This is a genomic window from Cupriavidus sp. 05T313, from assembly GCF_056396665.1.
In genome coordinates this window covers 18,405-31,052 of record NZ_JBFTLX010000067.1, presented here as the reverse complement: position 1 = coordinate 31,052, position 12,648 = coordinate 18,405, and the positions used below count along the sequence as shown (strand labels likewise).

The window sequence follows — 12,648 nt, the reverse complement described above, 5'->3', positions numbered from 1 at the left end:
GTGCCACAGGGGTTCAATGCGCCCGCGTAGGACCGTTGACGGCCAATTTCGGACATCGGCCAACGCTTGCGTCCAGACATCCCAATGTCCGGTCTACTCCTCGTATCGGACGTTCGGGCGTACGCTAGCGGCGTGCTTGCGGGTCGCTCAGCGTTCCAGTCCCGCAAACGAAGGCTGGCGTTTTCCGAGGAAGGCCGCCACACCCTCACGGAAGTCGCTCCCCTGCAATAAAGCCGCGATCTCGCGCTCGGCCAGCGCCACGCTTTCACCCAGAGTCTGGCCGAGCGCGAGGTAAGACTGCCGCTTGGTCGCCGCCATTGCACTGGGGGAGCACAGGGTAGCCAATGCGGCGGCACGTTCGAGGACCTCTGGCAGAAAGCCATCGGTTTCGAGCACGGCTGAAACGAGGCCGGCCTGTTCCGCCTCCTGTGCGCTCATTGACCTGCCGCTGATCAGCCATTCGAGCGCACGAGACAGACCAATCAGCCTGGGCAGGATCCAAGCAATGCCGTGTTCGGCGGGCAGCCCGCGCCGCACGAAGGCTGGTACCAGGCGCGCTTCGCGGCTAGCGTAGCGGATATCGCAATAGAGGGAGAGCACCAGCCCCACACCGGCTGCCGCGCCGTTCAGAGCGCAGATGATCGGCTTGCCGATCGACAGCAGATAGCTGTAGCGCTGGCCAAAGTCCTCCCTGGCGGCGACATCGTTGGGCGCGTGAGCCGCCGTACTACTGACGTGTCGCGGGCCGGACTCTGCCAGCCGCGCGCGCGCCGCCGACAGGTCGGCGCCGGCGCAGAAGGCCTTTCCGGCCCCGGTCAATACGATCACCCGGACCTCGCGATCGTCCTGGCAGCGCTCTAGCGCAGTGCGCAGTCCGGCTTCCATCTCAGGGTTCCAGGCGTTGAGCTGGTCCGGCCTGTTTAGGGTGATGACGGCAATCCGGTCCGCCACTTCGCAGAGGATGATCTCGTTGATGCTGGGGCTGGCCGCGCTCATGATTTGCTCCCCACGCGTTCAGTCATCAAGCGCAGCGCCTGGCGGTGCGCCTCGGTGGTGTGCGCCAGCGCCTGCATGCTGGCGGAGAGGTTGAGCACGGAGTCGAGCGTGTTGAGCAGGGACGCGTCCACCAGGCGCTTCGTCATCCTGACCGCGTGCCCCGGGTTCGCGGCGATCGCGCGCGCAAGCGTCAGCGCAGCGTCCGTCAATGTCTCAGGCTCGGCCAGGCGCGACACGAGACCCCACTCCAGCGCCTGCTGTGCATCGATGGCGTTGCCGGTGAGCGCCATTTCATAGGCGCGCGCCAGAGGCAGGGTGCGTGCCRGTAGCCAGGCGCCGCCGTCACCCGCCACCAGGCCAAGCTTGACGAAGCTCTCTGCAAAGGTAGCGCGGGTCGAGGCAATGCGGATGTCGCACATGCAGGCCAGGTCCAGTCCAGCACCAATGGCGGGGCCGTTGACCGCGGCGATCACCGGTATGTCGAGTTGCTGGAAGGCTCGCGGGATGCGCTGGATGCCATTGCGGTAGCGCTCTTCGTTGGCGATCGGCTCGCCCGCGGCGAACTGGCCCAGCGACTGCAGGCTGCCGCCGGCGCAGAATGCGGGCCCGGCCCCGGTCAGGACGGCCGCGCGCAGGGCCGGGTCGGCGGAGATCTCCGCAAGCGCCGTGACGATGGCCTGGATGCAGGATTCGTCTGCAATGGCATTGCGGGTATGCGGGTGGTTCAGCGTGATGACGGCGATGCCGTCATCGCGGAAAATCTGGACGAAATCTGACATGGCTGGCGTTTTCTCTTGGCTGGGGACTGGTTCTTGCTTCAGAACGCGCCTTGCTGGCGCAGGGTGTCGATTGCCGCGGGCGACAGTCCGAGAAGCTCGCTCAGTACAGCCTCGTTGTGCTCGCCGAGGTCCGGGTTGGGCCTCAGTGCCAACGGTGGGGACTGGTGAAAGCGCAAGGGGCTGTTGGGCAGGACCACCTCGCCCAATTTGGGATGCGTCACATAGTTCAGCATGCCGCGCTCGTGCATATGACGGTCGTGCACAACCTCATCGAGCGTGCGTACCGGCGCGCAGGGAAAGTGATGGGCCTGGCCGGCCGCCATGATCTCGGCGCGCGTCAGGTTGCAGGCCCAGGAGGCAACCAGTTCGTCCACCTCGCTCATCACCGCACAACGCGAGGCGTGCGTCGCGTAGCGTTCCTGCCTGCCCAGCTCAGAGCGCCCCATCGCCTGGCACAGCCCCGGCCAGTGGCCTTCGGTGACGCAGATAATGGCAATGTAGCCATCCTTCGCCGAGTAGGTGTTGTAGGGCGACATTGCGAGCGCCCCGTGCCGGTTTCCGGTGCGCGGATTGCGTTCCGGGTCCTCGTAGTACATCGTCAGGTTTGAGGCGAGAGCAGGATACATCGTGTCCTGCATGGCGATCTCGACAATCCTTCCGCGGCCGCTGCGTTCGCGCTCGAACAAGGCCGAGACGATGGCCCCATAGAGGTGGATACCGCCCAGGAAATCGCTGATGGCCGGCCCTGCCTTGAGGGGGGGGCTGTCGGGATAGCCGGTCACGTGCATGGCCCCGCTCATGGCCTGAATGGTCAGGTCCATGGCAAGATGATCGCGATTCGGCCCACTGGTCCCGTAGCCCGAGGCAGACGCGTAGATCAAGCGAGGCTGGATCTCCAGCAGCGCCTCGGCCCCGAGGCCGAGGCGCTCCATCACGCCCGGCATGAAGTTCTCGAGCACCACGTCTGCCTTGGCCACCAGGTCACGAAAGACGCTGCGGCCTTGCTCGGTCTTGAAGTTGAGCGTGATGCCGCGCTTGTTGGAATTAAGCATGGCCAGGGGCAACAGCGACTCGCGGCGCGCGCGCACCGGCTCGCCATGTGGTGGTTCGATCTTGATCACGTCGGCGCCGGCCATCGCCAGAAGGAAGCCGCAGTAGGGACCCTGATAGATCTGGCCCAGGTCGAGTACGGTAAGGCCGGCAAGGGGAAGCTGGCGAGCCAGAAATTGGTCGGTGACGCTCTTGGTCAGGTTCGTCGTCATGATATGGCTCTCATTGTTTCTGCATCCCGGCCTGCCGGGCTGCCTGCTCCCAGCGGCTGATTTCCTCAAGCTGGAAGCGCCTCAGTTCGTTGGCATCGCCAACAAACGGCTCGCCGTAGGATTGCCGCACCTTCATCGCTGTTTCGGGCAAGCGGTAGATCGCCTGCAACTGCTTGTCTAGCAGGTCGACGACGGACGCCGGCGTACGAGCCGGAACGAATGCGCCGGTCCAGTTGACCATGTAGTAGTCCCGGAAGCCCGACTCCTGCAGCGTCGGCACCTTGGGGAAAGCGTCGAAGCGCCGGTCGCCGGTCACAGCCAGCATCCGAACCTTGCCGGACTGGAGAAAGGGAACGACGGCGCCGAGGTCGACAAAGGCAAAGTCGAGCTGGCCGCCGGCCAGGTCCGACAAAGCCGGCGCCACGCCCTTGTAAGGCACCGGCGTAGCGCGGCCACCCGCAAGTTGAAGGAAGAGTTCGGTGGCGACCTGGTAGGAGGCCGCACCGGCGCCATAGTTGAGCGTGCCCGGCTGGGCCCGGCTGCGTGCTGCCAGATCGCCAATCGTTTTCACACCCGAAGAGCCTGGCACCACCACCGCCATCACGCCACGCGTCAACCGGGCCACCGGTGCGAAGTCCTTCACGGGGTTGTATGGCAAGCGCTTGAAGATGGCAACATTGGTCGCCATCGGTGAATTGCTGGCCAGAAAGATCGTGTGGCCGTCGGCGTCGGCGCTGGCCACGGCCGTGGCTGCGATGAAGCTGTTGGCACCGGGCCGGTTCTCCACGACCACCGGCTTGCCCAGCCGCTCGCCGAGCTTCTGCGCGACATAGCGCGCAGTGGTATCAGCACCACTGCCGGGCGGGAACGATACTACCAGTCGGATTGGCTTATCAGGGTAGGCGCCCGCGCTGAAGGGCAGTGCCAGCAAGAGCAATGTGACCGCTCCGGCAAGGCGCAGTGAGGTGCGTCTGTTCATCTTGTCTCCACGCTAACTTATCGAGGGCGAGCTCTGTCTGGCTCGCATGGCTGCAGAATAGGCAGCCACAGACACGGCACCAATTGGGGCGGGTATATATCAGCCATACCACTACTGGTATGACTTGTAACCTTTATTGCGCGGGGAGTGCGTGGCTGATCTCGGTGCGCAGCCAAGCGCAGGCCGCGTCGCGGTGGGTGAGGTTGTGCCAAAACATCGAGACATCCGTGGCAGGCGCCTCGAAGGCAAGCTCGGCCACCACAACGTTGCCTGGCAAGGCCAGTCGCCTGGCTGTCCTTGCCGGGATGGCGCAAATCATGTCGGTCTCGCTGACGATCTGCGGCGCCGCCATGAAGCTGGAAATGGTGTACACCACCCGGCGCGAGCCACCTTGCTTGCGGATGGTCCGGTCGATCAGTTCACCCAGCAGGGTAAGGCCGGTTGGCGAGACGTCCAGGTGGGGCAGGTTGCAGAAGTCCTTCAGGCTGATCCGTACATTCCCTCCGGTATTGCGCGGCTTGCGCATCACACAGACGAACGCCTCGGAATATAGGAGCCGAGTGCGGATCCCGGGTGCGGAGGGACAGGCCGAGCCAATGCAGAGATCGAGTTCGCCGCTTGCCAACGCATCGACGGCGCCGCTCCGATGCAATGGACTGAACTGCGCCGTGATGGAGGGGGCGGCGGACCGCAGTGCGCTCAGCAAGGAGGGGGCCAGCGAGAGCTGAATATGCTCATTGCAGGCCAGCGAGAAGTGTCGCACGTGGGTGGCGGCATCGAAGGGCGCATTGGCGCCTGCCAACTGAGCCGTGGTTTCCAGCAGTTTTTCCACGATCGGCAGCAATTCCTTGCCGTGCGAGGTCAGCAGCATATGGTTGCCTTCACGCACCAGCAGGGCATCCTGAAAGACGTTGCGCAGGCGATCGAGGGTTCGACTCATAGCCGGCTGCGACACCTCCATCTGGGCCGCCGCCTGCGATACGCTGCGCCCTCGCAACAGGGCGGCAAGCGCGTACAAGGTATGGAAGTCAACATTGCCCAGGCGGTCCAGACCGGATGTCGGGTTAGCTTTTTTGCCTGCTTTAATTTCGGGCTCCACGCCATCATTGAGATGGCCACATGATAGTAGCTATAGGAAAGGAGCTACGCGGATTTTGGTGAAGGAACGAAAAATCCCCGGCGTCGCGACTGCCTGCAGCTATCGAACATTTTGCAGTCCGACGTACGTTCGCTTCGGCCGATGACCTGCTGATCGCGGTAAGCGAGGCGATGGCGGTTGTACTTTGAGAACGGCCGTTGCCGTCGCGGCGATCCGAATGACGGCAAGGGGTCGGATCCCGCCTGTCGCCCTTTGCTTTTGGCCGGCGCTTGCCGGTCAGGAGCGGTCTGCTGCGACTGGCTGCTTTGGGTATTGTTGATGGGGAACAATCTGGCAAGCCGCCCTCGTCGAGCCCCCCCAGCATCGCGTAGCGGTGGATCATGAGGCAGGCGACGTAGGCGACCGTCGACGGCCAGACCTGCTGACGGCGCTGGCCGGACAGCAACGCGCCATCTTCGCCCGCCTCCTGCTGTGGCTCGCCGTCGGCCCGGCCGTCGGTGCGACAATGCGTTCTCTTGAGGAGATGACCACCATGAGCATGAAGATCCAGTGGCCCATGCCGGCGCATTGGGAAGACTTCGAGGACATGTGCTATCGACTCGCCCAAGCGGAGCGCACCTTGGTGTCGGGTCGCAAGTACGGGCGGCGCGGCCAGGAACAGCACGGCGTCGACATCGTGGGGAAAGCGGACCACCCCGACTGGCACAACGTGGGCATCCAGTGCAAGTTGAAGACCGAGCATCTTGGCGGCGAATTGAGGGCCGCCGAGCTGAACGAAGTCTACGAGAAATCGAAGTCGCTCCAGCCGCGGTTGGACAAGCTCTACGTGGCCACGACGATCTCACGGGACACCGAGATCTCGGCGCTCGTTGACCGGATCAACGAGTCGTGGCAGCGGCGGCACTTCGTGGAGGTCTGGTGCTGGGAGGACATCTGCGACATGCTCGACGCGCATCCGACCGTCGCCACGCGCTACTACCCCGGCATCGTGGACACGGATGAGCTCCAACGCACGCCGAGGGATCCGTTTGAGCTGTTCCTCGGTGCGGGATCCGAGGAAATGACATCGAGGCGCCTGCGCAAGCTGTTCGACCATGATGCGTTTCGCGCGCAGTTCCAGGCCGCCACCCGCGAGGTCGCCAACGTCTTGAGCGAATACGTCCTGAACTGCCTGCATGTGCGCAAGGGCAAGGCGCGGCGGGTCGCCATCATGCTGGACGGGACCGAACTGGTGGTCGAGGACGACGGCCAGGCCTTCGATCCTCTCGACCACTCGTTCGAGACCATCCCGGACCAGGTCGGCCTCCGGACGATTCGGGGACTGGTGGACAACCAACCCCGTCTCCAGGCGACCTACATCCCGAGGAGCTCCGATGACGCGCAGGCGTTCAACCGCTTCGTGATCCGGGTCTTGGACATGGAAGGCATCGCCTCGAGCAATTGCAGCGTCCACGTTGACGCAGCCGAACTATTCACACGCCAGGACGGGCACGCCTATTTCGAGCAGATGAATATCCCGCAGGACTGCGACCCGTTCACGATCAACGTCGGAACCACCGACCACGCCTCGTCATCCGGCACGCACGAAGTACTCAGGCGCCTGAAGGAATACCTTGGCGACAGAAAGCTGGTCGTGGTCGTCGCGCCGCATCGGCCGGATCTCTACGCCGCGCTGGAACCCTCCGTTGCGCGCTGGCCGAACGTGTCGCTGCTGATGCGCTGAGATTACCGCACGCGCCGACGTACCCGCACGACGTGCTGAAACCGCAACCGTCCTTTTGGATCATCGTCGCGTTGCCGCACTCGGGGCGGGGGCTCGGCCCGCGGGCGGTTTGAGCAGGCCCATCGTGCGCAGCGGGAAAAGGCACCGCACGGCCCGTTCCCGAGATTGGTGAGGGAGATCTATGAGCATTGAGATCGTACTTTCCCTCGAATCCAATCGGGTAGCTGCCGACTCATTTCGCATACCTCTGGCTGCTGCTCAGCTTCAACGATCAGTGACTGCTTTCCGACACGCCCGCCGGGATGATCGACCGGTTGAATCCTCAGTCGTTAGCTGCCAATAGCATGAAATGATCCGCGCGCGGGAATTGGAACTGCAATATTTGCCCATCCTGGGGAGGGGTTGACATCTTCCGGTGGTTGAATAAATTTGCTTCCAGGGAGGAAGACATATGATTCAATTCAAAAACCAACGCCGGGGATTTTCATTCGCCAGACACATCTGGCTCATAGGGCTCGCCATGGCGCTGGCTGCGTGTTCCAGTGTTTATGACACGGAAGTATCCACTGCAATTGCGCAATCGGGAGTCACAGCAGCTTTGGCAACAGCAGTGCCCGCACCACCGCCGCCTGCCCGGGCAGATGGCCCCGTCGTTTATAACGCCAGCCTGTCTCCGGCGTTGCCAAAAAGCAGCGCATTCCCGAAGCGCCAGGTCTTGAAATCGGGACAGGCCACCACCTTGCGGTTCCATCTCGGTCCGCAGGATCCATTGTCGATCCTTGAGGCACAAATTGTCGCCACCGAGATTCGCACAAGCAAGGCCGATGTCCCGCTGRGCGTGGTGCTCGCCTGTTCGTTCTGCGAGCCGCGTGCGAACTCCCTAAGGCACATCGTTTACAAGCCCGACGCGCGCCGATCGAACGACGCCAGTTTTGCGTTCACCCCTCAGGCATCTGCGGATGGCCGCGCCTACACGGCGACGTTGCAGATCCTGATCATCAATGACACGACCGGAACCGAGCACGACCGGCTGAGCATCGATGTTGCTGTCGATGCGGCAAACGCCACGCCGGCAACGGCGGCCGTCGGCTCCGAGGTGTCGACGCGGACGGTGAAGGCGGTCGAGCCGTCCGCGGCGTCCTCCGCATGGCAGCCTGACCTCATTCTCTACGCGAACGAGGAACTCGGACGCTATGTCAGCATCGAGATCGAGCCGGTCAGCGCGGAGATGAAGGCATTGATCGGCAGTCTCATGCTCGACGCCAGTGGGGCGCGAAGAAAGTTTCGCTCAGGCGTGGACGACGCAACTATGGTGGACGCCATGACGAAGACCTCGTACGGCGTGATGTCGGCCGTCAGCCTGCAAGGGGAGTTTCTCGATCGGCTCAGTGCCACGGGCGTGAATGCGGCGGTGTCCGACGCATCGCAGACCACCCTCAAGCTGAACGATTCCGAAGCGAAGGTCGTTGCGGAGACGATCGCGGCAAGCGGACGACAACTGTACCGGAATCTCTTTACGAAATCGCAAGAATCCGATTTACGGACGGCGATTCGCCAGATCGAATCCGCGGCCGATCAACCTAGGGCCAGGCCCTTGCGCCTGAAAGTGATCACCGATCGGATCTCGTTGCCGTGGCAGTATCTTCATCCGGTTGGCCCGTCGGTCGATCCGAACAAGTTCTGGGGCATGCGCTTCAGCTTGAGCGTGCTGCGCACCAGCACCGGTGGCGCGGGACGAGGCGTACAAGTTGGCCAACCAATCGTCCCCACGGTGGTGTTTGCGCGCTACGGCAAAAGCGCGGACGACAGCGTGCACCGGGCCATTGAGCAGATAGCGCAACTGAAGCAGATCACGTTCAAGGAACCGCTCGTGGTGGACTCCGGCCCGAAACTGCTGAACGATGCGCTGACACGGGATCGCCGGCAAGTCTCCGCCATCTTGACATTCCTGCATGCCTCGTCCGGCGCGCAAACTCCGGCCGACTTCACGAGTGGCCCGCAACTGGAATTCAACACCGGCGACCTCGTGACCAGCGAAACCCTCGAGAACCTGCTGAACATCATGTCCGCCGAGGATCTCGAATCGCGCGTTCCCTACCTGACCAGCATGCCGCTCGTCATTCTCAACGCCTGCGAAACCGGCCCGTCGACCCATCTTCCCCACGTCAAGCTGCAGGACGCCTTGTTCCAGCTCGGCGCCGAGGGCGTGGTCGTCACGGAAGTCTCTGTCTGGATTCCGCTCGGCCACGAGGTAGCTACCCGCCTGATCGACAAGCTCGGCAAGGGCGAAGCGGTGAGCGACGCGTTGACGGTGGTCCGTCGTGAACTCTATGCCGAAAAGAAGAATCCGTTGGGACTGCTTTACGCCTACTACGGCGACCCGGCCGCAACCCTTCGCTATTGAATCCCACCTCTTCCGACATTAGTGTAACTATGACGACGCCCTTTAGCCGACGGAACTTCCTCGTGGCGCTTGCCGCCAGTCTCGCACCCGTGCCGAGCATTGGTCGCACAGCACCGCTATGCCAGACCGACCCAGCCATTTCGGATGTAAATGCACCGTTGACTATCGACGTGCACACCCACATCTTCAACGGGCGGGATCTTCAGATTCGCCAATTCTTCGCCAAGACGACGGTCCAACAGGGCTCCGAGCTGTACCCGTTTGCCAACGCTATGGGTGCCGTTCTGCAGACGCTGGGCTGGCATCTGGCCCCCAATGCGGAAAGCGAGCGGAGGGCCATCGCGCAATACGCCGCCGAGATGCGGAACTGCGGGGGTGCGGAGACATTGAGAACGCTGGCCGCGCCTGCCTTTGAGGAAGGCTACGCAGTGGGGCGGCGCGAGCTGCAAGCTGCGGCGCAGACGCTCAATCAGACGCCTCAGGGCGCCGCCGTGCTGGGGCCGAAGACAAAGGGTGGCTCTCGCCTGGAAGACGCGATCCGGTCGCTCCCGCCCACCTACAAGGGCTTCGAGGCGAAGCGGACACAACCTGGCGTCCTGGGTTCCAATCCCACGCTTCTCGGGTATCTGCGGTTCATCCTGCACAACTTCAACCATCGCCATGTCAATGCGATCGACTACCTGACGACCTATTCACGAAATTCGAGCCGCAAGGTGGACCTGGTGGTCGCCAGCATGGTGGACTACGACTGGTGGCTGGCGCAGGGTAAGCAAACTCCGACCACGCTCGCGGAGCAGGTCGACCTGATGGGGGAGATTTCCGTGCTGCTGGGCGGTCGCGTGCATGGCTTCGCACCATTCTGCCCGTTCCGGGAGGCGATGACCAAGGGGGCGGATGGCATCGGAGATTCGATGCGCCTTGTCAAGCGGGCCGTGGAGACCCAGGGCTTCCTTGGCGTCAAGTTGTATCCGCCGATGGGATTTGCGCCGTGGGGCAACACGGGCCAAACGATTTGGGTGGGCAAGCCCGGACTACCGGCGGCCGCATCGGATCCCGCATTCGGCGAGCATCTGGACGCGGCCATGGAGACGCTGTTCAAGTATTGCACCGATAACGGCGTGCCAATCATGGCGCATTCCAATCACTCGAACGGGCCCGACAAGGCATTCCTGGACCTTGCCGGCAGTGAGTACTGGTCAAAGGCCTTGGGCAAGTTCCCCGGCCTGCGGGCCAGCTTTGGCCACTTCGGCGACACCAATCTGGAGGATCATCAGGGCGACAAATCGCGCAAGTTCCTCGATCTGATGAGCAGCGCGGCGGGGTCGGCTGGTGCAAACATATTTGCCGACAGCGGCTATTTCGCTGGCGTTCTTTCCAACCAGTCGAAGATGACTCAAGTGTTGCAGACGCTGTACGCCGCCTCGGACAACCATGTGCTGCGGGAGCGCCTGATGTACGGCACCGACTGGACCATGATCCTGCCGCAGAAGAATGTGGACGATTACCTGTCGGACTTCATCGACGTGATGGGCAAGGTCGAAGCCGCCCAGCACGGCGTCACCGTGCGGCAGACCACCCTGTCGAACGCGTTCTTCGGCCACAACGCGGCCGAGTTCCTAGGCTTGAAGTCCGGCATGGTGAACCGGAGGCGGCTCGAGACGTTCTATGCGGCTAACAAGGTGCCGGAGCCAGACTGGATGCGCAAGGTGGGCTGACGCCGGCCGCTCCATGATGACCGCATGAGGGCATGAGAGCACGACCTTGCTCCGTCCGCTTTCGTGCCGGATGGCGGCCATATAACGCGCCGGTTCGGCGATGCCGAGCTGCTCGCGCGCGGCTTGGACCGGCTCGTTCAGCAATGTCTCGCAGTCCTCGTCGAGCAGCCCGCGTGTGAGTGTCGTATGCAACGGATCATTTTGTCGCGGAGACCGGCCGGCATAGTGCCGGTCCACGCGCGAGAAGGAAGAATGGGACTGACCGTCAGACAATGCTATGGCCGCACTCGGCCATAAGGCGACGCTCCCGTAAAGAACGACGGGGATGCTCAATCTTCGGCTGTGGACCAGACAGCGGACGCTCGGGTTCGCACGGCACCGCGCACTGCCTTCGCGCCTTCCGCCTGCAGTTCTGGCGGGGAACGCCCTTCTTCACCTCCGCTATTTCTTCGAGAATCGAACCCACGATTTCCGACGGGCGCCCGGCTGCCGATGAAGATGCCCACCGGCCATTGTCCCGGGCCGTTCCTCGGAGCAGCTATCATCATTTTTTTAGTCGCACTCGCTTGTGACTGGCCTGAGTGTGTGCGGCGTCGTTTCCATTCTGTCCGGCACGCTTCGTGCCATGAAGCGCCGTTCGCCTGCACGGTCATCGGGCAATTGGAAATCTGATCTGCAAGCGAGCGCCGCTTCAATAGACATATCAGAAACTGGCTTTATCCCGACCATGGGCGTCCGACGCGCCAAGGCACTCCTCCCGTGGTTATCGCGAGCCAGCTCGGAAGGCGAATGGCGGCTGTACCCCGGGGAAGCAGCCCTTGCGCAACCGCTCCGCTAGGACCGAAAGTCAGACAGCGGCACACGGGCGGACATGGCGGCTAAGACATCCGCCGCGCCCCCACTGTTGGGGAGAGTCGACATCTCCGCCCCATAACCCAATCTGGGGATGCGGTGTTTCCCGCCTTCCATCAGAATCACACAACACTTTTTCCTGACCCATTGCAACGATCTGACGCTATGCTCACCCGTTCGCTCTGTAAGTACATCCTTGTCGCGGCGGGGCTCATGCCCGTCTTTGTGAGCGCCCAGGAGGCGCCTCGCGTCAAAATTTCCACAAGCTCTGGCGATATCGTCGTCGAGCTCTATCCGGAGAAGGCGCCGAAGTCCGTCGATAACTTCCTTCAGTATGTCCGCGTCGGCCAGTACACCGGCACAATCTTCCACCGGGTCATACCGGGATTCATGGTTCAAGGCGGTGGCTTTGACAGCAACTTGACCGAAAAGTCGACCCGGGCGCCCATCCCCCTCGAGGCGAACAATGGGCTCCTGAACGAACGGGGAACGCTGGCCGTGGCCCGAACTGCGAACCCGAACTCCGCGACCGCCCAGTTTTTCATTAACCTCAGAGACAATCCTTCGCTGAATGCGCCCAAGCCAGACGGGTATGGCTACGCGGTCTTCGGACGCGTGGTGAGTGGGATGGATGTCGTGGATTCCATCGCGACGGTGGCGACGACAACGGTCCGCGGGTATGCGAACGTTCCAATCAGCCCTATCACCATCACGTCGGCTTCTGTTGATACGACGCCTATCCGGACCGTGGTTGTATCGAATTCCGCTTCCCTAGGCGTCTCCACCACGTCCCAGAAAGCGGACTCAAAGAAGAAGAGCGGCGCGCTCGCAGATAGCGG

8 protein-coding genes and 1 pseudogene are annotated in these 12,648 nt (G+C 62.7%); 4 read left to right on the top strand and 5 right to left on the bottom strand.

Annotation, left to right across the window (positions count from 1 at the left end):
* Positions 1 to 147: 147 nt before the first annotated feature.
* From AC1DKD_RS16805 to AC1DKD_RS16785, 5 genes are all read right to left on the bottom strand, one after another.
* Complete coding sequence (locus AC1DKD_RS16805; protein ID WP_477104194.1) at positions 148 to 996, bottom strand: enoyl-CoA hydratase-related protein; 849 nt, start codon at positions 994 to 996, stop codon at positions 148 to 150.
* Entirely contained in the window at positions 993 to 1,775 is a 783-nt protein-coding gene (locus AC1DKD_RS16800; protein ID WP_477143488.1) for an enoyl-CoA hydratase-related protein, read from the bottom strand. Before AC1DKD_RS16800 ends, AC1DKD_RS16805 begins: the two co-directional genes overlap by 4 nt.
* Before the next feature lie 38 nt (positions 1,776 to 1,813).
* Positions 1,814 to 3,037 (bottom strand): CaiB/BaiF CoA transferase family protein, encoded by a 1,224-nt coding sequence (locus AC1DKD_RS16795; protein WP_477104192.1) that lies wholly within the window; start codon positions 3,035 to 3,037, stop codon positions 1,814 to 1,816.
* 10 nt (positions 3,038 to 3,047) lie between these two features.
* A complete protein-coding gene (locus AC1DKD_RS16790; RefSeq protein ID WP_477104191.1) occupies positions 3,048 to 4,016 on the bottom strand; it encodes a Bug family tripartite tricarboxylate transporter substrate binding protein in 969 nt (322 codons plus the stop codon).
* Between the two features lie 133 nt (positions 4,017 to 4,149).
* Positions 4,150 to 5,115: a LysR family transcriptional regulator gene (locus AC1DKD_RS16785; protein ID WP_477104190.1), complete on the bottom strand. Its 966-nt coding sequence runs from the start codon at positions 5,113 to 5,115 to the stop codon at positions 4,150 to 4,152.
* Positions 5,116 to 5,488: 373 nt separating this feature from the next.
* Between AC1DKD_RS16785 and AC1DKD_RS16780 the strand changes: the two genes are divergently transcribed.
* From AC1DKD_RS16780 to AC1DKD_RS16765, 4 genes and pseudogenes are all read left to right on the top strand, one after another.
* Complete coding sequence (locus tag AC1DKD_RS16780) at positions 5,489 to 6,838, top strand: hypothetical protein (RefSeq protein WP_477104189.1); 1,350 nt, start codon at positions 5,489 to 5,491, stop codon at positions 6,836 to 6,838.
* A gap of 451 nt (positions 6,839 to 7,289) precedes the next feature.
* Complete coding sequence (locus AC1DKD_RS16775; protein ID WP_477143487.1) at positions 7,290 to 9,242, top strand: CHAT domain-containing protein; 1,953 nt, start codon at positions 7,290 to 7,292, stop codon at positions 9,240 to 9,242.
* 62 nt (positions 9,243 to 9,304) lie between these two features.
* Positions 9,305 to 10,957 (top strand): amidohydrolase family protein, encoded by a 1,653-nt coding sequence (locus tag AC1DKD_RS16770; protein ID WP_477104187.1) that lies wholly within the window; start codon positions 9,305 to 9,307, stop codon positions 10,955 to 10,957.
* Between the two features lie 1,065 nt (positions 10,958 to 12,022).
* Positions 12,023 to 12,532 (top strand): annotated as a pseudogene (locus AC1DKD_RS16765) (peptidylprolyl isomerase); the annotation flags it as partial.
* Positions 12,533 to 12,648: the final 116 nt, after the last annotated feature.